Genomic DNA, 23,374 nt, shown 5'->3' with positions numbered 1-23,374 from the left:
TTTAGGCCCGTTGTCTTTTGCGAGGCACGAGCTTCTTCACTTCGGCAATTAAATTGTGTGCTGTAAGTCCGACCTCTTCACGTTGTTCCTTCACCGATCCATGCTCAACGAAGTAATCGGGAATCCCCATCACGTTAACATGTAATCCTGTGAAATGATTAGCTGCAAAAAACTCCATGACAGCACTGCCAAACCCGCCTTGAATGGCGCCTTCTTCCATCGTGATGATCGGTATCGATTCATTCGCCAACTGGTGTAAATATGCTTCGTCCAACGGCTTAATGAAGCGAGCGTTCACAACGCGGAGTTTGATTCCTTCTTTGGCTAACTGCTCAGAAGCCTCTAAAGCAACTTGAACCATCGGACCCACCGCCAAAACAGCGGCATAATCGCCATCGCGCAGCGTCTCCCAAGTTCCGATCGGGATTGCTTTTGGAGCTTCATCGAGGTTCGCCCCGACTCCGCTATTCCGAGGATAACGATAGGCAATTGGCCCTTCGTCATATTCAAGAGCTGTCTGCATCATATCCTGTAATTCTTTCTCATCCTTCGGCATCATTAGCACCATATTAGGCAACGAGCGCAGGAAGGCAATATCGTATACGCCTTGATGAGTTTCGCCATCAGGTCCTACAAAACCGGCGCGGTCAATGGCAAAGGCCACATTCAACTTCGGACGGCAAATATCATGGACCACTTGGTCGTAAGCTCTTTGCAGGAAGGTAGAATACACGGCAAACACAGGCTTTAATCCTTCGCTGGCTAAACCTGCGCATAACGTAGCCGCATGCTGTTCCGCAATCCCAACGTCGATCATGCGGCTTGGGAATTGCTTGGCAAACTTGAGCAAGCCTGATCCCCCTGGCATCGCAGGTGTAACCGCCACGATACGGGAATCCTGTTCAGCCATCTGGATCAGTGTGTTACCAAACACCTCTGTATACATGGGAGGTCCAACCGATTTCAGCACTTGGCCTGACTCAATTTTGTAAGGTCCCGGCCCATGCCAGCTATGAGAGTCTTGCTCAGCAGGCGTGTAACCCTTTCCTTTCATAGTGACGACATGCACAAGTACGGGCCCGACAACTTTCTCTGCTTGCTTCAAAGTATCCAGTAAAACAGGTAAATTATGTCCGTCTACAGGACCGATGTAAGTAAAACCTAACTCTTCAAACCAAACTCCGTTTAACACAAAATATTTGAGACTGTCCTTGAGCTTCTCCGCTGTCTTAGCCAACGTGCCGCCAATGGCAGGTATTTTCTTAAGTAAATGTTCAACTTCTTCTTTCGCCTTCAAATAATGGCGATCCGAACGAATCTTGCTTAAATAGTTATGAATCGCCCCGACGTTGGGCGCAATGGACATTTCATTGTCATTCAGAATGACCATAATATTTTTCTTCTCATGACCAATATGATTCATGGCTTCTAACGCCATGCCGCCAGTAATGGCACCGTCACCGATGATGGCAACGACTTTGTTGTGTTCGCCTTTGAGATCACGCGCCATGGCCATGCCCATCGCTGCGGATAAGGAGGTACTGCTGTGTCCGGCTTCCCAGACGTCATGTTCACTTTCAGATCGCTTGATAAACCCACACAAGCCTTTGTACTTACGCAATGTATCAAACTTATCCTTGCGGCCTGTCAAAATTTTGTGCACATACGCCTGATGACCCACATCAAAAAGCAATTTATCATAGGGGCTGTGGAACAAGGTATGTAATGCGATGGTGAGCTCAACCACACCTAAGTTCGAGGACAGATGTCCACCTGTAACGGATAACTTTTCGATCAGAAATTGACGGATTTCACCAGCCAATACCTCAAGCTCCGCCATGGATAACCGTTTCAAATCCTCAGGTCGATTGATTTGTTCGAGCAGCACGCTTGTTTCCTCACTTTCAATGTGAAAATACTGTGATTCATTTCACCATTATATCATAGTTTTGGGCAAATCGTGAAAATCCACCCAAAGTAACAACAAAATATGTAAAATAAACCTTTAATGATCTCTTTCCATTAAATAATCAGCAAGCTGAAACAGCCTCTCCGGATTGGTAAACCCGCCTTGCAGAAGCGCTTTCTTAGCCTTTTCGGTCAATTCCTTGACCTTCATCTCAGAAGCTTCGAGCCCGATAAAATACGGGTAAGTCACCTTTTGCTGTTTCTCATCGCTCTTCACCGGCTTGCCGAGCTTCTGCTCATCCCCGATAATATCCAAAATATCATCTTGAATTTGAAAAGCAAGTCCGATCGCATTTCCGAATTCGCTTAACGCAGCTAGCTGCCCTTGTGTGGCTCCGGCAATATGCGCTCCCGCCCGCAGCGAAAATACGATAAGATCACTCGTTTTGTGCAGATGGATGAACTCTAATTCTTCAAGCTTCGTTAAGCCCTGTTCTCCAAGCATATCAGCGGCTTGTCCGCCAACCATCCCCCTTGCACCCGCATAGGAAGCAAGTTCTTCCGTGATGGACAACACACGTTCCGCTGGAATGCCATGAACCTTATGAGCTTGTGTGATGCTGTAGAAAGCATGTGTCAGCAAAGCATCCCCTGCAAGGATAGCCATAGCTTCCCCGTATACTTTGTGATTCGTCAGTTTCCCTCTGCGGTAATCATCATTATCCATCGCAGGGAGGTCATCATGAATCAAGGAGTACGTATGCACCATTTCAATCGCAAGTGCTGCAGGTAATGCCGCTGCTTGAGATCCGCCAAGCGCCTCAGCTGCCGCCAGAACGAGAATAGGCCGCAGCCGTTTGCCGCCAGCCATCAGTGAATAATTCATGGACTCACGCAGAGAGGCTGGTACATTCCACTGCGCAGGGAGTGCTTGTATTAGTGCTGCTTCGACCAGTTCAGCGTTCGAAGCAATATATTCACGAATAGTGGACATTGTCTTCAACCTAATTCCCCTTATCTTCCAAGACAGGTTGGAAAGGCTTCCTGTTTACAGTGCCTGTTTCCCCTTCAACCAGCATCTCAATTTTCTTCTCGACTTGCTCTAGCTTCACGCCGCACAAGTGAGAGAGCCGAACACCTTCTTGATAAAGCTCGATTGCTTTCTCCAGAGGCACGTCGCCGCTTTCCAATTGCGCCACAATGCGCTCCAACTGCTCAATTGCGACTTCAAAACTTACTTCCGTTTCATTCGTTGACATTTTGGTTCTCCTCCATCCCCGATACTTGGCAGTCCAATCTGCCGTCCTTGAGGCGAATCTTCACATGATCCCCAACCTTCACCTGGCTAACGGATCGAATAAGGATCTGGTCCTCTTCGTCATACGCCAAGCTGTAGCCGCGCTGCATAACCTTCAGCGGGCTGAGGGCGTCCAGATGACGGACGCTGGCTTGCCACTCCTGCTTCTTCGCACGCAGGAGGGTCTGCATGGCCGTGAGCATCTGCCGCCCCGAGGTATCGAGGCGCCGCCTTGCAAACACGGCCTGCTCTTTGGGATTGAAGCTGCTGAGCGTACGCTCCAGCTTCATGTGCCGCTCCGCCAGCCGCTGAACGCGCTGGCGCATCCGGTAACCGAGCTGCTCCGTCAGCCGGTCGAGCCTTTCCGCAGGCTGCATCAGCAACTGCCTGCGGGGGTTCGTCAAGAACGGCGAGCGCTTCGCACGCTCGAGCCGTTCTTGCTTGCGGCGCAGCTGCTGGAGCAGCCCGTAGTGCAGGCGCTGCGCCTGCTGCGATAGCTGCTGCTTCAGCTCCAGCGTGCTGGGCACGGCGAGCTCCGCCGCCGCCGTAGGCGTCGGGGCTCTCAGATCGGCGACGAAGTCCGCGATCGTGAAGTCCGTCTCGTGGCCGACGGCCGAGATGACAGGAATCGCGGAGGCTGCAATAGCCCGCGCCACCGCTTCCTCGTTGAACGCCCACAGCTCCTCCAGTGAGCCGCCTCCGCGGCCCACGATGAGCACGTCGGCTTCACCGAGGCGGTTCATCGCTTCGATCGCTTTGACGATCGAAGGAGCTGCTCCTGTACCCTGTACCAGTACGGGATACAGGAGGATTTGCACCGACGGAAAGCGCCGCTGAAGCGTGATGATGACATCACGGATAGCGGCCCCCGTCGGGGAGGTAATCACGCCGATCGCGCGTGGAAACCGAGGAATCGGTTTTTTGCGCTCCGCCGCGAACAGCCCTTCCGTTTCGAGCTTCTTTTTCAGCTGCTCGAAGGCTAAATACAAACTGCCGATGCCATCAGGCTGCATCGCCGTCACATAGAACTGGTAAGCGCCGTCCCGTTCATACACGGAAATATTACCTCGGGCAATCACCTTGGTACCCTCTTTGGGAATGAAGCCTAGCCTCTGGTTATGGGAGGCAAACATGATGCTCTTCAGTCTGCCATCGGCATCCTTCAATGTAAAATACATATGGCCGCTGGAATGATGTGTGAAGTTGGAAATCTCCCCTCGCACCCATACATCTTGTAGGCGATTGTCGCCTTCAAGCAGCAATTTAATATAGCGGTTTAAATCCTTGACAGAAAAAATCTTCGTCTCGTTTCTACCCATAAGCTCGATTAAACACTCACATTCACTTTAGCGGCGCGGCTTGCAGCATCCACCGTATTGCGAAGCAGCATCGTAATCGTCATCGGTCCCACACAGCCCGGTACCGGTGTAATCGCGCTTGCTATTTCTTTTACCGCTTCGAAATCAACGTCACCCGTCAACTTGCCGTCAGCAGGACGATTCATCCCCACATCGATGACAACAGCGCCTGGTTTTACGTGATGTGCTTTAATTAAATGCGCTTTACCTACGGCAACAACAAGAATATCAGCTTGCTTCGTAATTTCCTCCATATTCGGAGTGCGTGAATGAACAATAGAAACCGTTGCATGCTCGCGCAGCAATAGCATAGCCATTGGTTTTCCAACAATATTGCTTCTTCCAACGACAACAGCGTGTTTGCCAGCGATTTCTACGCCTGTACGTTTTAAAATTTCGATAACTCCGTGAGGCGTACAAGGCTTCATACCGTCTTTACCGATCATTAAATTCCCAACATTCACGGGGTGAAAGCAGTCCACGTCTTTCAATGGGTCGATTTCATCCACAACAGCTTCTTCATCAATATGTTTAGGCAGGGGTGATTGTACAAGAATGCCGTTAATTTTGTTGTCGCTATTAAATTTGTGAATGAGTGCGATTAATTCTTGCTGAGTCGTAGCTTCAGGCAGACGGTGTACTTCCGAATAAATACCTACGTCGTCGCATGCTTTTGCTTTATTTCGAACATACACTTGCGAAGCCGGGTCTTCCCCTACAATTACAACGACAAGGCCTGGTTGATGGCCACTCGCTGTAAGCGCTGCAGCATCCGCCCGAATTTCCTCACGAATAGAACTTACCAATTCTTTTCCATTAATAACTTGACCAGACATGTTTTTTCCCCCTAAAAATGTTGTGAACATCATCTTCGTAAGCTGTTAAGTTAAGTTGGTGTGACCTTACTTTTCAATTCTTCGACTTCCTTGATCATTTTACCAAGAACGCCGTTGACGAATTTTCCGGACTCGTCTGTGCCATAATGCTTTGCCAAATCAATGGCTTCATTCACGACAACTTTCGGCGGAACATCATCTCTGTAGAGCATTTCGTAGACAGCCAGACGGAGCACTTCACGATCAATGCGTGACAGCCTGTCCATGGCCCAGCCTTTCAAATACTCTTCAAGCAGCTCATCAATGCGAACTTTGTTGCTATATGTCCCCTCAACCAGCTCCAAAATGTAAGCTGAATTAATTTTGTCCCCTTTGATTTCCAATTGCGTTTCATTGTCATTTTCCGCTTCATGAACGGCGATTTGGACAGCTTCCTGAGGAGTAGCCTCATTCATCTGGATTTGGTATAAACTTTGTACAGCAAGCTCTCGTGCAACTCTGCGTTTCATTTTGTTCCTCCTAAGAGTTTTGCTTCAGCAAAACTGACTTCGTAAGCATTAACTTTGAGTTTTGCTTTAGCAAAACTGTCTTCGTAAGCGTAAACTTTGAGTTTTGCTTTAGCAAAACCGTTTTCGTCCTTTTTTAAGCTCTTTTTGTTAGTATACGTCATAATGGAGCCAATCCAAACAAAAAAATCCATGGATGTACCAGGGATTTTAGCGAAACATTCTCCATTTTTGCGTGAGATAGCGCCAAATGTCTTCAAGCATGACGAAACTTTCCTTGCGATCCAGTTTGTTCCCAATATAAAATCCGACCAGAACAATGAATCCAAAGATCAGCATATCCCAGAATCCAAAAAATAAATAAATGAAGCCGAAGAAAATGCCTGCTGCCACTCCGATCACTTTGCCCCTATGGGACTCCCACAATTCGTTCCACATGAGTGGGTTCACCTCTATTCGACTCGGCTTTTAAACGTTGGGGCTGATTGCACGATATTTGCTACGAATACGGTTACGGAAGCTACGGGAATGCCGGTAATGTCCTCTATGTAACTTTTCACAGTACTTTGCATCTCTTCTGTGAGTTCAGGAATCGAACTTTCCCCGTCCACCACAGTTCTGAGCGTAATTTCAAGTCCTGATTGATTCACTCTTACACGTGCGCGCAGATCTTTGGCACCTTTCGAACGACCAGCAGCTTTCAAAGATAAATTCTCGACGGTTTCCATAGAAATGCGAATATCGCCAAAATCCGTGCGTTGATCAATCGATGGCGCTTGAGCGCGGCCGCGGCGAAGCGTTAGAATGAGAAACCGAACAGAAATTAGCAGCATAACCACGCTGATAATGATGGCTGGATATGCGTAGTTCTTCTCGTAATAGAAATTACGTAACAGTTGACCTACTTGTTCTAATGGGATCCAGCTCGATGCTGTGAACAATACAAGGATAGATGCAACGAAAATAATTAGGCTATAGAGAAGCAGCAAGAGCCTGTCCACAATTTTACCCACGTAAGCTTGTCCCCTTCCTATAGTTAGAGGAAACCCCCTGCATGCTGTAGGGGGTTTCAATGATCCATATGGATGCAGCAATTCCGCCTTATTTCACTCGACCAGCAGCTGCTGTTTCTTCTTCAACCGGTTTCTCTGCCTGTTTAAAATGAACATCATGAATATGAACATTAACCTCAACGACGCTAAGTCCAGTCATTGATTCGATTGCGTGCTTCACATTCTGTTGAATGGCGCTAGCAACCTCAGGAATGCGATTCCCATATTCGATAATGATGGAGACGTCAATGGCAGCTTCACGTTGTCCGACTTCTACCTTTACGCCTTTGGACAAGTTCTTGCGTCCAAGCAATTCAGCAATGCCGCCAGCAAGTCCACCGCTCATCCCCGCTACTCCTTGCACTTCCACCGTTGCCAAACCGGCAATGATTTCAATAACCTCGGGGGCAATTTGGATGCTGCCCATGTCTGTTTTGACGTAATCCGGAGCGATTGTGCTCATTGTGGCACCTCCTAAGAATTTTTGGATAAGCCATCCTTAATTTATAACTATACCATTTTGCCAAAAATATGACAAATGATTATCTATGAATCTGCATCGTTCACATCGTGCTCTTCCAGGAATTTAATATCATGGTCGCCTTTGATGAACTTCTTGTGTTCAAGCAGTTTCAGATGAAACGGAATCGTTGTGTTAACACCGTCAACGGCAAACTCCGTGAGCGCTCTTTTCATGCGGGCAATCGCTTCATCGCGTGTACTTCCCCAGACGATTAGTTTAGCGATCATAGAATCATAGTGTGGTGGAATCGTATAACCCGGATAAACGGCACTGTCTACACGAACCCCGAATCCACCAGGAGGCAAGTAGAATTTCACTTGGCCTGCCGAAGGCATGAAGTTCCGGTTCGGATCTTCCGCGTTTACACGGCATTCGATCGCCCAGCCATTGATACGAACATCATCTTGCGAGAAGGATAACGGATTGCCTTCAGCAACGCTAATCATCTCTTGGATAATGTCGATCCCGGTAATCATTTCGGTTACGGGATGCTCGACTTGAATTCTCGTATTCATTTCCATGAAGTAGAAATTACCGTCAGGTCCAAGCAAGAACTCAAGTGTTCCTGCACCCGAGTAATTAACAGCCAGAGCTGCGCGAACGGCTGCCTGCCCCATAGCTGCACGCGTTTCAGGCGTTAGGATCGGACAAGGTGCTTCTTCTACGAGCTTCTGTCTGCGGCGCTGTACGGAACAATCACGCTCACCCAAGTGAACGACGTTGCCATGTTTGTCCGCTAAAATTTGAATCTCTACATGCTTCATGCCCGTTAAATATTTTTCCAAATAAATACCGGCGTTACCGAAAGCATTTTGCGCTTCTTGCTGCGCAGCCGTAATTTGGGAGACAAGCGTCTCTTCATTTTCGGCAATACGAATCCCTTTACCGCCGCCGCCGGCTGTCGCCTTAATGATAACCGGGTACCCGATATCTCTTGCGATGACGATTGCGTCTTCCACGTTTTCAACCAACCCATCAGACCCTGGAATGATTGGCACGCGCGCGTCCTTCATCGTTTGCTTGGCAACCGCCTTGTCGCCCATACGACTAATGGCGTCAGGTGAAGGACCGATGAACGTAATGTTGCAGCTTTCGCAAATTTCTGCGAAGTCGGCGTTTTCCGCTAAAAATCCATAACCGGGATGAATGGCATCACATTCTGTTAGTGTGGCAACACTCATCAGGTTCGTGAAGTTCAAGTAGCTGTCCTTGGACGCAGTCGGACCAATACAATAGGCTTCGTCAGCAAGTCGCACATGCAGCGCTTCACGATCTGCTTCCGAATATACAGCCACCGTATAAATGCCCAACTCACGGCAAGCTCGGATAATACGAACAGCTATTTCTCCTCGGTTCGCTATTAGGATTTTATGAAATTTCATTAATTTTCCTCCTAAGAGTTTTCCGTTAGCAAAATACTAACTTACTCCGGTCTCACCAAAAATAAAGGTTGTCCGTACTCAACAAGTTGACCGTTTTCAACGAGTACTTCAACGATTTCACCTTTGATTTCAGCTTCAATCTCATTCATCAATTTCATAGCTTCAACGATGCACACAACCGTTTTATCGCCTACTTTTTGACCAACACTTGCGAAAGGAGCAGCGCCAGGAGAAGCAGACTGATAGAAAGTTCCTACCATCGGTGAGACGATCTTATGTAAAGATGAGTCCTCTTGCTTAGCATGTCCAGTAGTCGCAGGTACAGAAGTTTCCAAAGCTGCAGCCGGTGCTGCGTGAGGAACACTTGCTTGACCAATCGGAGCATATGTGTGTTGAACTGGTGCTGTTACGTATACAGGCTCTGACTTATTCGGCTTGCGAATCGACAGGCGAGCACCTTCATTTTCAATTTCAAGTTCTTGTAAAGAGGATTGATCGACGAGTTTGATTAACTCTTTGATTTCACTCAATTTGAACATTCATGTCACTCCTTCAAAGTTGGTGAACCAGTAAAAAATGCGGTTTCATAGCCGCAACGTATGTATTATACCCATAAACGCAAGAAATGGAAAGAGTCCAGTTTTACCTGGACCCTTTCCTGTACCCTCCCTTGCCGTGTTTAAAGCTCTTTTAAACTATGGACGCACGTATTGAATTTTGATGTTTTCTGGGGCAGCACCAAGCTCCTTGACAACCATATCAACGATGGTAACCCCTTGGCTTTTCTCCAATTTATCGCTTTGAACGGTTACTTTCCATTTGTTTCCTTCTTGATTAACGATGGCTTGAGGGAAGTCTTTCATCAGCACATCTTGCAGATTTTCAACTTTTTCTTGAACATCTGTCAATTTGGATAAATCATTCGTTGCTTTCGCTACCGCTTCAGGTGTTTTTTTCGTGTCAATGATGATTTCCATCAGATCGGAAGAAGCTTTGGCGAAATATTCACTTTGTTTCATTTGCTCATTCGTGAAGTAGTCGCTTGCCGACGTTGTTTTCGCTTGTTCTTCCATTTGTTTCAGCACTTGATCGTCCGTTTTCACATTTGCGTTTGCATCAGTTTTCACGTCTGTTTTAGCATCAGTTTTCACATCAGCTTTTGCATCAGCTTTTGCATCTGTTTTTGCATCTGTTTTTGCATCTGTTTTTGCATCTGTTTTAACATCCGTTTTCGCGCCTGTCTTAACGTCTGTTTTTGTTGAATTTTGCGGCGTTGTTGCTTTCGTGTCGACTTTTGTATCTGTGCCAGTAGTTGCTTTTACGTCTGTTTTTGCTGCATTTGCCGTATCAACCTGAGCCATATCAATCTTCACTTCTTGGCTCTGCTTCGTCGTATCCGTCGATGCCAGATCCAGTTTATTCACATCCTCGGTGAACAAGTAGTACGCGGAGAGCACCACCATCAAGCTAAGCATAGATACGAGCCAAATTGTTTGTCTTTTTGCGTTCATTGTATATTCCTCCTCAATTTTGATTACCTATTGGATTTATTCACCGGTTTTCCGGGGTAAAATGGAGATACGATTCAATGGGACATCAAGCCCGCGCTCAACGGCTTCCGAAATCATTTTCTTCACCGTCAGATTCTCAGCGCCCTTCGCGACAACGATGACCCCTCTGATCTTAGGTTTGATATATTTGAGCACAAGCGGCTTCTGGTCGCCTGACACTTGATAGATAACCACTTCCCCGCTTCGCGTGACCTGGGATATATTCCGAGTCGCCCCGCCATTGTCGCGTTCTGTCGTCATTTGCTGGTTATCATTGTAATTTTTGTCGACGGTCAATTCCTCCGTTGACTCAATGGTGACCAGGACTTCAACATCGCCAACACCAACGATTTTTTGTAAAATATCTTTGAGCTGCGACTGATACGCCAGTTCATATTCGTGAAAGCTCGAGTTTTCCTTGGATGTATTATTGAGAAATGTTTCTTTACTGGGAGGCGGAGAGGCTCTGCCCGCAGTGATGGGATCAACCTCTTTTACAGTCATAAATGCATTCATAATCATCAGCGCCGCTCCCATAAGTCCGATCATGATGACCCATAGGAGTGTGTTCTTACGTTTCGGCCCTCCCGGACCTCCGCCGAATTTGTTCTCCATCCATTGCAGCAATGTTCCCATCGATTCACCTCGCAATCCTTCCATTCCTTTGTTCAACTTGGATATCAATGCGTGCAGGCTCAACCAGCCAATTGCGCGTAATGCCTTGTTTCAGTCGTTCAACCTCCTGCTCGTAAGGGGCTGATGCCTGAGCCGATGCTGCCATCTCTTTCTCATTCGTTTTAATCCTTATCGGATCAATAGGCTTAACCGGTTCCATCGCAGCAATACTTTTGGATCCAGCAGCAGGACTTGACTTGCTTTTGACTTCTATATCATCAAGGGTGACCCTGACTTTCGTAATGGCAGGTTTCCCATTATTGTCTATTTGCGCGACGACCTGAACGTCATGAACGGTTAGGTCCGTCTGTTTCTGAATGTCCTCTTTCATCAGTCCGGCAAGCTGGGTCTGGATCATCTGCTGTGATTGCTCTTGGCCCGCAGCCTGAAGCTTTTGGGCATCCTTCGTAATCACATCGAGTGATTTCATCCAGGAACTTCCTCCACTTCCGCTAGCAAGCATCGTCTTTTCGTTTTGCTGCTTTTCGGCTTGGCTAAGCAATTGATCCACATCCCAATCTTTCTGAAATAACTGCAAGACGGGCGTTAAAAGTGTTAGTAGGATGAATAAGCTCATGACGGTTTTTACATAGCGCTGCATGGTGTTGCTGGGAAGCAGAAGATCAACGAAGGTAGCCAGCATAATGACCATGATGACCGTTTTCAGCCATCCGCCTAACCAGTTCATAGCGAATCTCCTTTCACCGCATCATCACCGAGACATTACTGATCGTAATCATGATCGTTAAAGCCAGAAAGAACATTAAACTCACAGCCGCAAGCGCAGCGAAAACGTAGATCAAGCTTTTGCCAATCGTCTGCAAGCAAGCAATGATCGGGCTGTCTCCCAAGGGCTGCATAACCGCTGCGGACAAGTTGTAGATAAAAGCCAAGGTCAGAATCTTGATCGCCGGGAACGCGCACAGCATGATCAGAATGACAACGCCGACAAGTCCGATCGCATTTTTCACGAGCAAGGATGCACCTATGACCGTCTCCGTTGCATCGGAGAATAAACGCCCTACCACGGGAACAAAGTTGCCTGTGATATATTTGGCTGTTCGGATGGCTACGCCATCTCGCACCGCACCGGCAGTCCCTTGAATCGAAATCACGCCGAGGAAAACAGTGACGAAAACCCCGAGCATGCTAAGACTGATTGTGCGAAGCAGGTTGGCCAGCTGGGTGACTTTGTATTTGTCACTTAGCGAGCTCACGATGTGCAGAACGGCCGAGAAGAACAATAACGGAAAAACAAAGACATAAATCGCCGTGCCCACAGAGTGAATCATGAAAACGATAAGCGGATGCAAGATGGCTACTGAGGTTACATTTCCCATAGAAGCTAGCAGTGTTAGCAGCAGCGGCATGATTGCGATCATGAATTCTATCATCGATGTGATTGCAGTTTTGGCATATCCGATTGCTACGCTGAAGGAATTGATCGCGATAATAATCAAGACCATGTAGGTAATGGAATAGCCGAGCTTGCTTACCGTGTTTCTTTCGAATGAACTCTGCAGCGTTTCGAGAATCATGCTGAAAATCGTTAGAATCACAATGGAAGCGAGCAGTTTGCCGTTGATGATGATTTCATGGAAAACGTAGCGCAAGAGTCCTTTGAAAATGCTTTTCATGCTGATGCCCTTCGTGCCCAGGAGCAGTTCCATGAAGGTTGGCGTCTTGCTTTCGGGGAAGTAGCCGCCGTAATCTTTCATGAGCTTATCCCAATATTGCTCGACAGGCTCCGTATTCAGATGTTCTGCTTGCTCCTTGATGATGGCGTCTGTCGGTGATTCTGCGGTCGAGAAGCTCGACATACCAAGCCATAAGGCCATTATCATGATGAACAAGATGATCCAGCGGTTGTTCAGCTTCTGGTGCGAATAAAGCAGGTTCATTTGAGTCACTCCTAAATGGATCATCTAAGCAGGGAGAAGCTTAACGACAGTCTCGATGATGACGGTAATGATCGGAATCGCCATTACCATAATGAGCACTTTCCCAGAGAGTTCGATCTTGGAGGCGATGGATTCTTGTCCGGCATCGCGCACAATTTGTGCGCCGAATTCAGCAATGTAGGCAACTCCGATGATTTTCAGGATCGTTTTAAGGAACACCATATTGATATTTGATTTTTGCGCTAAATCTTCAAGCACCTGGATGACACTGGAGATTTTGCCGATCAGAAACAAGAAAATCATGATGCCTGTAAAGGCCGCCAGCAAGAACGCAAACATGGGTTTCTGCTCCTTGATGATGAGCGTTAGTATCGTAACGATGAGCCCCAGGCCTACAATCTGGATGATTTCCATACGGCGCACCTCATTGGAATAAGAAGATCGTTTTGATTTCTTTAAACAAATGATCGAGCATGCTGACAACCATGAAGAGCACGACCACGAAGCCAATGACCGTGACCCAGTGTGCCATATCCTCTTTCCCCATCTGCTTGAGCACCGAATGGATCATCGCGATGATGATGCCGATGCCGGCAATCTGGAAAATGGCATTCACATCTACGTTCATTCCAGGCACCTCACTCTGTTGACAAGGAACTTCTGCATAGGGTAAGTTCCTCGCTTCCCTTAATACATCAAAATTACGATTAGTGCTCCGATAAGGACACCCAGGCTTTTCCACATTTTCTCGTAACGGCGTTGATCTTCTCTGGACTCGGTCTCTTCTGCCTGAAGCTGTGAAATAGCTAGCCGCAAATGCTTGATTTGATCACTGCGATCCGTCACGCCCAGTACAGACCCGAGCTGTAGTACAACCTCTTGCTCGGCTTGCTTCATCGATGTTCTTCCCCATACATCCTTAACGCTTCTATGCCAAATGTCACGAGTCGATGTCCCGTCACTCGCCAGCAACCGCTCCGATGTTAATCGAAACAAGGAGGACAGCGGTTCAGCAACTTGTTTGCCAAGAGAGGAGAAGGCTTCGGGCAGTGGTGTAACTGCGTATGTGATTTCTGTTTCCATGCGTCCCAGCGCCGAAATCAGCATCCGGATTTGTTTAGGTCGCCTAACGTAATGAGCGGCTTGCAGAAAACCATACAAGGTGGCGGCACTGATAATGAGCACCCCGCCAACGAATTTCAGCATCTTTCATCATCCTTTACGTGCAGGATAGTGTTCCAATGGCTTACCCGACCGATCCAGTATGCGATAGGCAGCAGGCTCGCCTTTTCTTCGATGCAGGATGACATATCTCGTAAATACACCCTCTTCCAAAAGCTGCTTCAGAACAGGCCTCATTCGCACATCCTCATAATCGGCACCGTGCGCGGTTGCAACGACGCGAATCCCCGTATGGACAGCCTCGTGGATCGCTCCTGCATCTTCTGGCCGGCCGATTTCATCGACGACCAGCACATCCGGCGATAAGGATCGGATCATCATCATCATGCCTTCCGCTTTTGGGCAGCCGTCCATGACGTCTGTTCTCGGTCCGAGATCGAATCTGGGCACTCCTCTGACACAAGCCGCCAACTCCGAGCGTTCATCGACTACGCCTACCTTCTTGCCTGTCGTCCCCAGGCTGTTCACGCCCCACTCTCCGCGGCTGATGAGCCTGGCCATGTCACGGACCAGGGTTGTCTTCCCTTGCTGCGGCGGCGAGATCACGAGCGTGTGATGGACGCTTCTCCGAATGGGGTCGAAGAGATGCGGCAGCACCTGCTTGCCCACCCCTTGAATCTCGCGGGCAATCCGAATGTTAAACGAGCTAACATCGCGAATCTGCTTAACATCCCCTTGATCTAACACCGTGCGCCCGGCTAGTCCGACGCGATGGCCGCCGGCAATGGTGATATACCCTCTCCGCAGTTCTTCTTCATGGGTGTACATGGAATGGTTCGTCAGCATTTCAAGCAAGGTCAGGCAATCTTGTCGGGTTGGCTTGTACGCCCGATCTTCCGCAGTCACCAATTGGCCTCTCTCATCAACGAAAGCGTACCCATCCCCCCAGATCAACTCGAAGGGGCGCGATTCTCTCACCCTGATTTCCTCAACGCTAGCTTGTACGTCCGGCGGCAAAGATGAGAGTAGTATTCGAAGCGTTTGAGGAAGAATGTGCATGATCGTGTCGTGCATAGCGAAACATCCCTCCAAGTTGTCCAGTCTTCTATATTCATTTCTATGCTTAATAGAAAGAAATATGACCGATTACTTTTTTAAAATACCAATGAATAGACAGCTTACTCCCGCAATCACCCAGAGCATCTTCCCATAGGAAAGCTTCTCTGCTATCCCTACCAAACCTATCGTCGTAGTAGCTAGTAGTACTAGAGGACCTACTAGAGCGAGCGTAGAGTTCACTAGCAGCGCTTTCTCCACGGTCGCCAGTCTCAGCATCACGATCGCTGCTATGATCTCTATGCTCCCTGACATCAGCCTCAGCGACGCCATCGCTAGGACAATTTTGTTCATGTTTTCTACTCCTTTCGTAAAAAGAAACAGCTTTTTTGAACCACACTGCACCAAAGCAGCTCGCGGAGCATTGATATAAAAGGCTGGAAGAGCGACTTTTGTAAAACTGTTCCTACCGCATAAGAACCTATCTAATAAATGGAACAGTTTTACAATGGAGCCTGGAGGTTTTTATATCAATGCGGAGCACGCTAACCTAGTTTATTGGTCGGTGCGGTTCAACGACAGCTCACTCTTTTTACCCTACCTTATGCGGGCTCGTCTGATTTTAGGCATAGTGGGCACCACCATTTGCCCAGATGCATATGCTGTACACATAATTGAACCTTCGAAGGACAGTGAGGAGAAATACCGATGGAAGTTACCTCTTATTTGAACTGGAATCCCGTTCTGGCCGACCCCACAGGACAAAGGCAGGCCAAACCCAGAACGCTGGGTAAAACAATGGTAATGGATAAAGGCCTAGGGCCAAATGCATTTGAAGATTTGCTTACCGCGGGCAGCAATCATGTGGATTTGATCAAACTCGGCTTCGGCACATCTCCTCTATATCCGCAGCATGTGCTGAAAAGCAAAATTAACGCCGCCAAAGAAAATGGCATTTGCATCTATCCGGGAGGAACTTTTCTCGAAGTTGCGATCACACAGCACGCAGTGGATTCCTATTTCGATATGATTGTCGCACTCGGATTTAACGGTGTTGAAATATCCAATGGAACCATTGATTTCGACCGTAAGCTTAGAAATGAGTTGATCGCGCGTGGGCTAGACGAAGGACTAGAGGTTGTTACCGAATATGGTAAAAAGGGCTGGGGTTCTGCCATCGAATTAGAGGAATTAATCGAGACTGTTATGCTAGACACCGAATTCGGAGCTTCCCTAGTCACGATTGAAGCTCGTGAATCCGGGATGGGTGTCGGGATTTTTGATTCACAGGGAAAATGTAAGGATGAGGAAGTTGGGCAAGTGCTCTCTGCCGTTCCCGGACAGCGGCTTCTGTGGGAGGCTCCGCTCAAAAGTCAACAGGTGCACTTGATTAGCATGCTTGGAGCAGATATCCACTTGGGCAATATCTCGCCGGATGAGCTTATTGCTTTGGAAGCATTGCGCAGAGGACTGCGTTCCGATACGTTGTCCTTAGGTACCAGAAAGGAATAAAAGATGCATATCGAGGTTGTCGCCAACATCGGCGAAGCAAGAAGTGACGATTTTCTTCATAAAACCGTCATCGTCGTTGATGTTATCCGTGCAACTAGCACGATCATCACCGCATTGATTAACGGATGCAAAGCCATCGTTCCAGTGGATACCGTTCTGAGGGCCAAAGAACTGCAGCAAGAGGGTGATCTGCTTGGAGGGGAACGCTTTTGCAAGAAAATTCCCGGTTTCGATTTCGGTAATTCACCATTGGAATATACCAAGGAAGCTGTACAGGGCAAACGAGTAATCCTGACGACAACGAATGGCACTAGAGGCATTCAAAAAGCAATAAAAGCCGATCAAGTGCTGGCAGGTTCTTTTTTAAATAGTAAAGCTTGCGCAGCGGCCGCGATTGCCTTCAAGAGGGACACTGTTATTCTATGCGCAGGGACACAAGACGTCTTCTCCCTAGAGGATGGACTTTGTGCTGGGCATATTCTTGAGGAGCTGAACCTGGCTCTAGGCGAGAAACAGATAGCAACCAATGATTTCGGCTTAGCTATGCGAGGATGTTTTTTACAAGCCCAAAAAACGTTATACGATACACTGCTGTCTTCCACGAATGGAAAAAAAATGTGCAAGTCCGGTTTTCAGGCGGATATTGAAGCCTGTGCCAAAACAAATATCACGGATCAAGTGCCGGTCCTGGAACGTGATCAAATGGTGCTGCTGGGGACTTCAGGGCGTCCTGCGTTCTAAATACAAGCCCCTCTCATAAACTAAGATGGAAAGTTATGAGGGTGAGGGGTTTTGATGATGAATGGCAATATAATCTTAGTTACACTCATTGTTATTGGACTCATAGGCCGTTCTCCGATTATTACAACTGCTTCTTGCATGCTGCTTGCCTTGAAACTGGTTGGATTAATGCGGTTTTTCCCCGCCATGGAGCGCAGAGGCTTGGAGCTGGGATTGCTTTTTCTGACCATTGGCGTCCTTGTGCCTTTTGCGAGTGAACGAATCTCGATGAAGGACATCATGTCGGTATTTACCTCTTGGCCGGGAATCATTGCTCTACTTGGGGGAGCGATTGCAACCTATATGAACGGAAAAGGGTTGGAGCTATTAAAAATAGACCCACAATTAATTGTGGGTCTTGTCATTGGTTCCATTTTTGGCATTATCTTTTTGCGGGGGATTCCGGTCGGCCCTTTGATGGCCGCCGGGATCACAGCTTTTTTATTAAAAGTCGCTTATTTCATATCCGATAAATTCAGTTGAGAACTGGGATTATCTGCGATCTTGCGGTCCGCCAACGAAGGCTTGCTCCGTTGTGTCCAAGCCGTAAGCCGTGTGCAGAGATTGAATCACTTCCGTCAAGTTCGAGTTCTCGATGACGCAAGAGACTTTAATCTCGGACGTGCTGACCAGCGAGATGGAGATGCCCAGGTCAGAAATCACTTTAAACATCGTAGCAGCAACCCCAGGCGTACTAACCATGCCGGCGCCAACGATGGATACTTTCACCATGTTCACTTCGGAAGTTACTTCACGGAAGCCGATTTCACCGCGGATGGATTCAATCGCATCCAACGCTTTTTCACGGTCAGCAAGTGTCGTTGTGAATGAGAAATCCGCTGATCCATTAAGTACACCGCTTTGTACAATGATATCTACATCGACTTGAACCTCGGCAAGCGCCATGAATACTTTTGCCAGCTGGCCCGGTTTCTCGGGTACACCTAGAATACTAACTCTTGCCACATTCTTGTCATAGGCGATGCCACGGACAACGATTCCTTGCTCCATCACTGCTTCCTCCTTCACGTTGGTACCTTCATTGTTAGTAAAGCTGGAACGTACCACCAAGGTAACGTTATAGTTTTTGGCATATTCCACTGCTCTTGGATGAAGTACAGCAGCTCCCAAATTCGCAAGCTCCAGCATCTCATCATAAGAAATTTCGTTCAGCTTTCTCGCTACTTTCACAATGCGCGGATCTGTTGAGTAAATACCATCTACGTCGGTATAAATCTCACAAAGATCTGCTTTGATCGCAGCAGCAAGAGCAACAGCCGTCGTATCGGAACCGCCGCGGCCAAGCGTTGTAATCTCTCCAGCTTCCGTCATACCTTGGAAACCGGCTACAATCACGACATTGCCTTGTTCGAGCGCATTCAGAACGCGCGCTGGCTGAATATCCGTGATTCTCGCTTTTCCGTGCACATCTTCCGTGAAAATCCCGCTCTGCCAACCGGTGTAAGAAACTGCTTGTTCCCCTAAACTATGTATCGCCATCGATAAGAGGGCTACAGAAACCTGCTCTCCTGTCGTTAAGAGCATATCCATTTCACGAGCCGGTGGGGCTCCATCGTAAATTTGCTTAGACAGGTCGATAAGATCGTCCGTTGTATCTCCCATCGCAGATACGACAACAACGCAGCTGTGACCTGCTTGCTTTCGCTCAACGATTCTTTTTGCAACACGTTTCATTCGCTCCGCATCACCGACAGAGCTTCCGCCAAATTTCATCACTATTAGAGACAAAGCTGACCCACTCCTAACGCATACTAGTGCATAACAATTCAATATTATAGCATAAAATGTGGTTTTGTGTGAAAATTTGCACACACAAAATAAAAAAACTCCCTGACTTGTCAAAAGTCAGAGAGGCTTGTCCTAGTTGAAACTAGGCGCGGGAGATATAACGGCCATCTTCGGTATCAACTGTAAGCACGTCGCCTTCGTTGATGAACAGTGGAACTTGAACAACAAGGCCCGTTTCCACTTTTGCACCTTTAAGCGCGCCTTGAGCTGTATTGCCTTTAACGCCCGGCTCTGTTTCTACAACTTTCAAGTCAACGCTTTTCGGCAGATTGATCCCAAGAATTTCACCTTGGTAGCTCAATATTTTGATGTTCATGTTCTCAAGAAGGAAGTTCAATTCCCATTTCAATTGCTCGCGGGAAAGGCTGAATTGATCAAACGTTTCCGTGTCCATGAACGTGAACTCGTCGCCGCTTGCATACAGGTACTGCATTTCGCGGTTATCGATGTGTGCACGGCCTACGTTCTCGCCCGCACGGAAAGTACGCTCAACGGTGTTGCCGTTGCGCAGGTTTTTCAGCTTGGAGCGCACGAATGCAGCGCCTTTACCTGGTTTAACGTGTTGGAAGTCTAGAACTGTAAAAATATCGTGTTCTACTTCAATGGTAAGTCCTGTCTTGAAATCATTTACTGATATCACTTGTGAATCCCTCCGCTAGTCAATAATAAGAAAATCTTTTGTAGAACTTGTAAGTATTTTAATGCCGGTGTCAGTAATTACTGCGTCATCCTCAATTCGAACTCCCCCAAAACCAGGAAGATAAATGCCAGGTTCCACCGTAACCACCATACCAGGAGTTAAAATTGTATCCTCGGTTTTCGCCAAGCGCGGAGACTCATGAACCTCCATGCCTAAACCATGTCCGGTACTGTGACCGAAGTAATCGCCATAGCCATGCTTCACAATAACATCTCGTGCATAAGCGTCGCCTTCTCTGCCCGTAATCCCCGGCTTGAGATTGGCTAAACAGTTAAGTTGAGCTTCCAGCACAATATCATAAATTTCTTTATGCTTGTCCGTTGGCTTTCCTAGCATAACCGTTCTTGTGATGTCAGAGCAATACCCTTTATAATACGCTCCAAAATCTAATTTGACAAATTCGTTTATTTGGAGCACGCGATCACTTGCTTTGCCATGTGGCAGAGCGGAGCGTTCGCCGGAAGCAACAATCGTTTCGAACGATGTCGATGTGCCACCGTTTTTGCGGATAAACATTTCAATCTCAAGCGCAATATCGAGTTCTTTCACGCCTGGCTTGATATAGGACAAAATGTGTGAAAAGGTTTGATCAGCCAAATCTGCTGCTTCCTGCATCACTTGCAATTCAACATCGTCTTTGACCATTCGGATGCCCTCGACGAGTTTCGCCGTCGGCAAAAGCTCAATGCCTGGTAAAGCTGCTTGATAACCCAGGAAGTCACCATAGGACACATCCCCTTGCTCGAAGGCAAGTTGTGTGATCCCTTGTTGATTCAAGAGTCCTTTAACAGATTCCATCACTTTAGCCTGATGCTCAACCACTTCAAAAAGCTTCGCTTGTTGAGGGGCTTGCGTCATATAACGGAAATCTGTCAAAAGAATTGCACGATCTAACGTTATAAGAACATAGCCGGAAGAACCGGTGAAGCCAGATACATATGTACGGTTATAGGCATTCGTGATGAGTACAGCCGGTAAATTTTGCTCTTGCATAACCTTGCGAAGACGTTCAATACGTTTCTCCTGCATCGAAATCACCATTCCTTCTTTTACTGCATATGGGATAAAAGTGCTCTCAAACCCAGCTCATAGCTCTGCACGCCAAAGCCGCTAATCTGACCGATAACAACTGGCGCGGTGACCGAGTGATGACGAAACTCCTCGCGCTTATGAATGTTCGATAGATGAACTTCAACGGTAGGCAATTGAACGGAAGATAACGCATCGCGAATGGCGTAGCTATAATGCGTAAAGGCGCCAGGGTTAATGAGAATGCCGTCTTTCGTACCAAAGGCTTCATGAATTTTATCAATAATATCGCCTTCATGATTCGATTGGAAGCTCTCAATCTCAACCGAAAGAACTTCGGCTAATTCAGTCAAGCCTTGAATAATGACGGGTAGGGAAACCGTTCCGTACACACCAGGTTCACGTATACCCAGCATATTCAAGTTGGGCCCGTTAATCACCAGAACCTTTTTCAACAGGAATCACTCCCCAGGATTTTTCAGTTGCACAGACTTTATCCGCCTATTTAACCTTTGATATTTTACCATAACTTTCATGTCTTGTGTATAGGTTGTCTTGTTCTTGTATCTGTGTACTCGATCGCGATGGAATATCCAATAAACATTCCCCACACCAGGAATAAACATAGGTCCGTCAGAATGCTGTTGAGGTCCAGATCCGTAATCCAGTATGTCATTCCCGCCAATGGACCGATTAACAAATAGATCGCCGCCCACCAGAGCGCCCCATACCCAATTCCCCACCAGGCAGATTGCAGCTTCCACATTGTAACCATATAGATGAAGGCCGCGATGATGGAAAACACCGTAAAAAAGCCCCAGCCAACGAGTACCCCCTGCCAAGTCAGCAGAAAGTCATGTTTGAAAAAAGGCTCTACAAGAAAACCCACCACAATGTTGGTAAATTTAAAATAGTGTTCAATTATTTTCATTGCTCCCCAAATGAGGCCGGCGAAAAAGCCAATATATAAAACGAAAAGCCAACGATTTGTTTTCAATTCCCCCACATTTTTCTCATTCATTAGTCGTCTTCTTCCTTTCTCTACAGAGATTGCACGTCAATCACAGGTAAGAATAGTATGTTCTACCGTTATCGGTAGCATTCAAACCGTGAATCCGTTACAATAGGAAAGTACGAAAAACCGAATTCGAGAAGGATAAGAAGGTGGATCTCATGGCAGAACAAAACAGTATATACGGAGGACAAGCCGTCATTGAGGGCGTCATGTTCGCAGGAAAAAATGTGCATGTAACCGCCGTGCGCAAGAAAGATGGCTCACTTGATTTCTTGGAAGTCCCTAGGAAAGATATTCCCTGGGTACAATCGCTCAAGAAGATCCCATTGGTCAGAGGGATTGTCGGCATTATAGAATCCAGCGCCAAAGGTGCTCAGCATCTTAATTTCTCAGCGGAATCCTTCGCTGAACAAGAAGGCGAGGACAAGTCCTCAGCCAATAAAGATGAGAAGCCTGGCTTTTTCTCAAATATTTCGATGATCCTCGGTGTAGCGGTTGTGGGTGTGATCTCGTTCCTTTTTGGGAAATTCGTGTTCACCCTAGTCCCGGCAATCATTGAACAGTTTTTGTTTGGGAATGTATTTAGCAATCAAATTCTTCATAATCTTATAGAAGGTGTTATCAAGATTATTTTGCTTGTCGGATATATCTACTTCATATCCTTAACACCGATGATTCGCAGACTTTTCCAATATCATGGAGCTGAGCATAAAGTCATCAGCGCCTATGAAGCAGGCGTCGAGTTAACCGTCAGCAATGTACAGAAATTCAACACGCTGCATTATCGTTGCGGCAGCAGCTTCATTGTTTTTACCGTTTTGATCGGCGTCGTTATCTACTCATTCCTGCACTATGATGGATATGTAGAACGTATCTTGCAGCGTTTAGTGCTGCTACCCGTTGTAATCGGGGTTTCTTATGAAGTGCTAAGATTTACGAACTCCCTTCGTGAAGTGCCGGTTCTCCGCTACCTGGGGTATCCGGGACTATGGCTCCAACTGTTGACAACCAAAGAACCTGAAGACAGCCAGGTTGAGGTGTCCATCGCTTCTTTTAACCGGATGCGTGAAGCAGAAAAAAGAATAATGGAGGGACGGGTATGAGAAGAAGATTTTCGCCGGTCGAGATCGCTATCGGTGTTTTGATTGCGATTGGATTGTTGGTAAGTTTGCGAACTTTATTCATTCCAATTCTCGTATTAGGGCTTATATTTCTTCTATACAAATTCCCACCGTCTCGTTGGAAAAAACCTTCCTATGGCAGCCGAGGCTCATCTAAGCCAAAAAGGAAAAACGCAAAATTTCGCGTCATCAACGGAACGAAAGATTCAGACTCGGATGATTATCCGAAATATCACTAAGCC

General features: G+C 47.2%; 31 protein-coding genes. 5 read left to right on the top strand and 26 right to left on the bottom strand.

What is annotated here, in order from left to right; translation table 11 throughout:
• Position 1: 1 nt before the first annotated feature.
• The 21 genes from dxs to GON05_RS15295 all read right to left on the bottom strand — a co-directional run bounded on the left by dxs (position 2) and on the right by GON05_RS15295 (position 15,520).
• Positions 2-1,888: a 1-deoxy-D-xylulose-5-phosphate synthase gene (dxs, locus tag GON05_RS15395; protein WP_181646557.1), complete on the bottom strand. Its 1,887-nt coding sequence runs from the start codon at positions 1,886-1,888 to the stop codon at positions 2-4.
• 117 nt (positions 1,889-2,005) lie between these two features.
• Entirely contained in the window at positions 2,006-2,902 is an 897-nt protein-coding gene (locus GON05_RS15390) for a polyprenyl synthetase family protein (protein WP_157320048.1), read from the bottom strand.
• 10 nt (positions 2,903-2,912) lie between these two features.
• Positions 2,913-3,167, bottom strand: a complete 255-nt coding sequence (gene xseB / locus GON05_RS15385) for an exodeoxyribonuclease VII small subunit (RefSeq protein ID WP_127449659.1) — start codon at positions 3,165-3,167, stop codon at positions 2,913-2,915.
• Positions 3,154-4,524, bottom strand: coding sequence for an exodeoxyribonuclease VII large subunit (gene xseA, locus GON05_RS15380; RefSeq protein ID WP_157319931.1), 1,371 nt, complete (start codon positions 4,522-4,524; stop codon positions 3,154-3,156). Before xseA ends, xseB begins: the two co-directional genes overlap by 14 nt.
• An 8-nt stretch (positions 4,525-4,532) precedes the next feature.
• Positions 4,533-5,399: a bifunctional methylenetetrahydrofolate dehydrogenase/methenyltetrahydrofolate cyclohydrolase FolD gene (gene folD / locus GON05_RS15375; RefSeq protein ID WP_157319930.1), complete on the bottom strand. Its 867-nt coding sequence runs from the start codon at positions 5,397-5,399 to the stop codon at positions 4,533-4,535.
• A gap of 50 nt (positions 5,400-5,449) precedes the next feature.
• Entirely contained in the window at positions 5,450-5,908 is a 459-nt protein-coding gene (gene nusB, locus GON05_RS15370) for a transcription antitermination factor NusB (RefSeq protein WP_157319929.1), read from the bottom strand.
• The gene (locus tag GON05_RS15365; protein ID WP_157319928.1) at positions 5,905-6,099 is read right to left on the bottom strand and encodes a hypothetical protein; all 195 of its coding nucleotides are present in this window, start codon (positions 6,097-6,099) and stop codon (positions 5,905-5,907) included. The genes nusB and GON05_RS15365 overlap by 4 nt, the downstream gene beginning before the upstream one ends.
• 16 nt (positions 6,100-6,115) lie before the next feature.
• The gene (locus tag GON05_RS15360; protein ID WP_127449651.1) at positions 6,116-6,343 is read right to left on the bottom strand and encodes a DUF2273 domain-containing protein; all 228 of its coding nucleotides are present in this window, start codon (positions 6,341-6,343) and stop codon (positions 6,116-6,118) included.
• 14 nt (positions 6,344-6,357) lie between these two features.
• Positions 6,358-6,918 carry an alkaline shock response membrane anchor protein AmaP gene (gene amaP / locus GON05_RS15355; protein WP_181646555.1) on the bottom strand — a complete coding sequence of 187 codons (561 nt, stop codon included), beginning with the start codon at positions 6,916-6,918 and terminating at the stop codon, positions 6,358-6,360.
• Between the two features lie 88 nt (positions 6,919-7,006).
• Positions 7,007-7,420: an Asp23/Gls24 family envelope stress response protein gene (locus tag GON05_RS15350; RefSeq protein ID WP_127449647.1), complete on the bottom strand. Its 414-nt coding sequence runs from the start codon at positions 7,418-7,420 to the stop codon at positions 7,007-7,009.
• 83 nt (positions 7,421-7,503) lie between these two features.
• A complete protein-coding gene (accC, locus tag GON05_RS15345) occupies positions 7,504-8,862 on the bottom strand; it encodes an acetyl-CoA carboxylase biotin carboxylase subunit (protein ID WP_157319926.1) in 1,359 nt (452 codons plus the stop codon).
• Positions 8,863-8,903: 41 nt separating this feature from the next.
• Positions 8,904-9,401: an acetyl-CoA carboxylase biotin carboxyl carrier protein gene (gene accB, locus GON05_RS15340; RefSeq protein WP_127449643.1), complete on the bottom strand. Its 498-nt coding sequence runs from the start codon at positions 9,399-9,401 to the stop codon at positions 8,904-8,906.
• 156 nt (positions 9,402-9,557) lie between these two features.
• The gene (locus GON05_RS15335; protein WP_157319925.1) at positions 9,558-10,373 is read right to left on the bottom strand and encodes a SpoIIIAH-like family protein; all 816 of its coding nucleotides are present in this window, start codon (positions 10,371-10,373) and stop codon (positions 9,558-9,560) included.
• A gap of 36 nt (positions 10,374-10,409) precedes the next feature.
• Positions 10,410-11,072: a stage III sporulation protein AG gene (gene spoIIIAG / locus GON05_RS15330; protein ID WP_246239161.1), complete on the bottom strand. Its 663-nt coding sequence runs from the start codon at positions 11,070-11,072 to the stop codon at positions 10,410-10,412.
• The gene (gene spoIIIAF, locus GON05_RS15325) at positions 11,053-11,775 is read right to left on the bottom strand and encodes a stage III sporulation protein AF (RefSeq protein WP_157319924.1); all 723 of its coding nucleotides are present in this window, start codon (positions 11,773-11,775) and stop codon (positions 11,053-11,055) included. Before spoIIIAF ends, spoIIIAG begins: the two co-directional genes overlap by 20 nt.
• 13 nt (positions 11,776-11,788) lie before the next feature.
• Positions 11,789-12,988, bottom strand: coding sequence for a stage III sporulation protein AE (gene spoIIIAE / locus GON05_RS15320; protein ID WP_157319923.1), 1,200 nt, complete (start codon positions 12,986-12,988; stop codon positions 11,789-11,791).
• 24 nt (positions 12,989-13,012) lie between these two features.
• Positions 13,013-13,402, bottom strand: coding sequence for a stage III sporulation protein AD (gene spoIIIAD / locus GON05_RS15315; protein WP_127449633.1), 390 nt, complete (start codon positions 13,400-13,402; stop codon positions 13,013-13,015).
• A gap of 10 nt (positions 13,403-13,412) precedes the next feature.
• Positions 13,413-13,616, bottom strand: a complete 204-nt coding sequence (spoIIIAC, locus tag GON05_RS15310; protein WP_029197158.1) for a stage III sporulation protein AC — start codon at positions 13,614-13,616, stop codon at positions 13,413-13,415.
• 59 nt (positions 13,617-13,675) lie between these two features.
• Complete coding sequence (gene spoIIIAB, locus GON05_RS15305; protein WP_127449631.1) at positions 13,676-14,194, bottom strand: stage III sporulation protein SpoIIIAB; 519 nt, start codon at positions 14,192-14,194, stop codon at positions 13,676-13,678.
• A gap of 6 nt (positions 14,195-14,200) precedes the next feature.
• Positions 14,201-15,184: a stage III sporulation protein AA gene (spoIIIAA, locus tag GON05_RS15300; protein ID WP_157319922.1), complete on the bottom strand. Its 984-nt coding sequence runs from the start codon at positions 15,182-15,184 to the stop codon at positions 14,201-14,203.
• A 72-nt stretch (positions 15,185-15,256) separates the two neighbouring features.
• The gene (locus GON05_RS15295) at positions 15,257-15,520 is read right to left on the bottom strand and encodes a YqhV family protein (RefSeq protein ID WP_127449627.1); all 264 of its coding nucleotides are present in this window, start codon (positions 15,518-15,520) and stop codon (positions 15,257-15,259) included.
• A 354-nt stretch (positions 15,521-15,874) separates the two neighbouring features.
• On the opposite strand from GON05_RS15295, the gene comA reads away from it, so the two are divergent.
• The 3 genes from comA to GON05_RS15280 are packed head-to-tail and all read left to right on the top strand — an operon-like array spanning position 15,875 to position 17,941.
• On the top strand, positions 15,875-16,678 hold the full coding sequence (gene comA / locus GON05_RS15290; protein WP_157319921.1) for a phosphosulfolactate synthase: 804 nt from the start codon (positions 15,875-15,877) through the stop codon (positions 16,676-16,678).
• Between the two features lie 3 nt (positions 16,679-16,681).
• Positions 16,682-17,419, top strand: a complete 738-nt coding sequence (locus GON05_RS15285; protein ID WP_157319920.1) for a 2-phosphosulfolactate phosphatase — start codon at positions 16,682-16,684, stop codon at positions 17,417-17,419.
• 57 nt (positions 17,420-17,476) lie between these two features.
• Positions 17,477-17,941, top strand: coding sequence for a DUF441 domain-containing protein (locus GON05_RS15280; RefSeq protein ID WP_127449623.1), 465 nt, complete (start codon positions 17,477-17,479; stop codon positions 17,939-17,941).
• Between the two features lie 9 nt (positions 17,942-17,950).
• On the opposite strand, the gene GON05_RS15275 is transcribed toward GON05_RS15280, so the two are convergent.
• The 5 genes from GON05_RS15275 to GON05_RS15255 form a co-directional block, all read right to left on the bottom strand.
• Positions 17,951-19,207, bottom strand: coding sequence for an aspartate kinase (locus GON05_RS15275; RefSeq protein ID WP_157319919.1), 1,257 nt, complete (start codon positions 19,205-19,207; stop codon positions 17,951-17,953).
• Between the two features lie 142 nt (positions 19,208-19,349).
• Entirely contained in the window at positions 19,350-19,907 is a 558-nt protein-coding gene (efp, locus tag GON05_RS15270; RefSeq protein WP_181646554.1) for an elongation factor P, read from the bottom strand.
• Between the two features lie 15 nt (positions 19,908-19,922).
• Positions 19,923-20,996, bottom strand: coding sequence for a M24 family metallopeptidase (locus GON05_RS15265; protein ID WP_157319918.1), 1,074 nt, complete (start codon positions 20,994-20,996; stop codon positions 19,923-19,925).
• A gap of 20 nt (positions 20,997-21,016) precedes the next feature.
• A complete protein-coding gene (aroQ, locus tag GON05_RS15260; protein WP_127449615.1) occupies positions 21,017-21,451 on the bottom strand; it encodes a type II 3-dehydroquinate dehydratase in 435 nt (144 codons plus the stop codon).
• A 77-nt stretch (positions 21,452-21,528) separates the two neighbouring features.
• Positions 21,529-22,017 carry a YqhR family membrane protein gene (locus GON05_RS15255; protein ID WP_157319917.1) on the bottom strand — a complete coding sequence of 163 codons (489 nt, stop codon included), beginning with the start codon at positions 22,015-22,017 and terminating at the stop codon, positions 21,529-21,531.
• A gap of 152 nt (positions 22,018-22,169) precedes the next feature.
• On the opposite strand from GON05_RS15255, the gene GON05_RS15250 reads away from it, so the two are divergent.
• Positions 22,170-23,114: a DUF1385 domain-containing protein gene (locus tag GON05_RS15250; protein WP_157319916.1), complete on the top strand. Its 945-nt coding sequence runs from the start codon at positions 22,170-22,172 to the stop codon at positions 23,112-23,114.
• Positions 23,111-23,371, top strand: coding sequence for a hypothetical protein (locus GON05_RS15245; RefSeq protein WP_157319915.1), 261 nt, complete (start codon positions 23,111-23,113; stop codon positions 23,369-23,371). Before GON05_RS15250 ends, GON05_RS15245 begins: the two co-directional genes overlap by 4 nt.
• Positions 23,372-23,374 lie beyond the last annotated feature (3 nt).

This window comes from Paenibacillus anseongensis, from assembly GCF_009757995.1.
In the GTDB taxonomy this organism is placed as follows: domain Bacteria; phylum Bacillota; class Bacilli; order Paenibacillales; family NBRC-103111; genus Paenibacillus_E; species Paenibacillus_E chondroitinus.
This window is presented reverse-complemented; position numbering and strand designations above follow the sequence as displayed.

What these genes read in the sequence shown, in the direction of transcription:
- GON05_RS15390 (WP_157320048.1), bottom strand. Translation starts at nt 2,902, where the DNA reads ATGTCCACTATTCGTGAATATATTGCTTCGAACGCTGAACTGGTCGAA.
- xseB (WP_127449659.1), bottom strand. Translation starts at nt 3,167, where the DNA reads ATGTCAACGAATGAAACGGAAGTAAGTTTTGAAGTCGCAATTGAGCAG.
- xseA (WP_157319931.1), bottom strand. Translation starts at nt 4,524, where the DNA reads ATGGGTAGAAACGAGACGAAGATTTTTTCTGTCAAGGATTTAAACCGC.
- folD (WP_157319930.1), bottom strand. Translation starts at nt 5,399, where the DNA reads ATGTCTGGTCAAGTTATTAATGGAAAAGAATTGGTAAGTTCTATTCGT.
- nusB (WP_157319929.1), bottom strand. Translation starts at nt 5,908, where the DNA reads ATGAAACGCAGAGTTGCACGAGAGCTTGCTGTACAAAGTTTATACCAA.
- GON05_RS15365 (WP_157319928.1), bottom strand. Translation starts at nt 6,099, where the DNA reads ATGGATTTTTTTGTTTGGATTGGCTCCATTATGACGTATACTAACAAA.
- GON05_RS15360 (WP_127449651.1), bottom strand. Translation starts at nt 6,343, where the DNA reads ATGTGGAACGAATTGTGGGAGTCCCATAGGGGCAAAGTGATCGGAGTG.
- GON05_RS15350 (WP_127449647.1), bottom strand. Translation starts at nt 7,420, where the DNA reads ATGAGCACAATCGCTCCGGATTACGTCAAAACAGACATGGGCAGCATC.
- accC (WP_157319926.1), bottom strand. Translation starts at nt 8,862, where the DNA reads ATGAAATTTCATAAAATCCTAATAGCGAACCGAGGAGAAATAGCTGTT.
- accB (WP_127449643.1), bottom strand. Translation starts at nt 9,401, where the DNA reads ATGTTCAAATTGAGTGAAATCAAAGAGTTAATCAAACTCGTCGATCAA.
- GON05_RS15335 (WP_157319925.1), bottom strand. Translation starts at nt 10,373, where the DNA reads ATGAACGCAAAAAGACAAACAATTTGGCTCGTATCTATGCTTAGCTTG.
- spoIIIAG (WP_246239161.1), bottom strand. Translation starts at nt 11,072, where the DNA reads ATGGAAGGATTGCGAGGTGAATCGATGGGAACATTGCTGCAATGGATG.
- spoIIIAF (WP_157319924.1), bottom strand. Translation starts at nt 11,775, where the DNA reads ATGAACTGGTTAGGCGGATGGCTGAAAACGGTCATCATGGTCATTATG.
- spoIIIAE (WP_157319923.1), bottom strand. Translation starts at nt 12,988, where the DNA reads ATGAACCTGCTTTATTCGCACCAGAAGCTGAACAACCGCTGGATCATC.
- spoIIIAD (WP_127449633.1), bottom strand. Translation starts at nt 13,402, where the DNA reads ATGGAAATCATCCAGATTGTAGGCCTGGGGCTCATCGTTACGATACTA.
- spoIIIAC (WP_029197158.1), bottom strand. Translation starts at nt 13,616, where the DNA reads ATGAACGTAGATGTGAATGCCATTTTCCAGATTGCCGGCATCGGCATC.
- spoIIIAB (WP_127449631.1), bottom strand. Translation starts at nt 14,194, where the DNA reads ATGCTGAAATTCGTTGGCGGGGTGCTCATTATCAGTGCCGCCACCTTG.
- spoIIIAA (WP_157319922.1), bottom strand. Translation starts at nt 15,184, where the DNA reads ATGCACGACACGATCATGCACATTCTTCCTCAAACGCTTCGAATACTA.
- GON05_RS15295 (WP_127449627.1), bottom strand. Translation starts at nt 15,520, where the DNA reads ATGAACAAAATTGTCCTAGCGATGGCGTCGCTGAGGCTGATGTCAGGG.
- comA (WP_157319921.1), top strand. Translation starts at nt 15,875, where the DNA reads ATGGAAGTTACCTCTTATTTGAACTGGAATCCCGTTCTGGCCGACCCC.
- GON05_RS15285 (WP_157319920.1), top strand. Translation starts at nt 16,682, where the DNA reads ATGCATATCGAGGTTGTCGCCAACATCGGCGAAGCAAGAAGTGACGAT.
- GON05_RS15280 (WP_127449623.1), top strand. Translation starts at nt 17,477, where the DNA reads ATGAATGGCAATATAATCTTAGTTACACTCATTGTTATTGGACTCATA.
- GON05_RS15265 (WP_157319918.1), bottom strand. Translation starts at nt 20,996, where the DNA reads ATGCAGGAGAAACGTATTGAACGTCTTCGCAAGGTTATGCAAGAGCAA.
- GON05_RS15255 (WP_157319917.1), bottom strand. Translation starts at nt 22,017, where the DNA reads ATGAATGAGAAAAATGTGGGGGAATTGAAAACAAATCGTTGGCTTTTC.
- GON05_RS15250 (WP_157319916.1), top strand. Translation starts at nt 22,170, where the DNA reads ATGGCAGAACAAAACAGTATATACGGAGGACAAGCCGTCATTGAGGGC.
- GON05_RS15245 (WP_157319915.1), top strand. Translation starts at nt 23,111, where the DNA reads ATGAGAAGAAGATTTTCGCCGGTCGAGATCGCTATCGGTGTTTTGATT.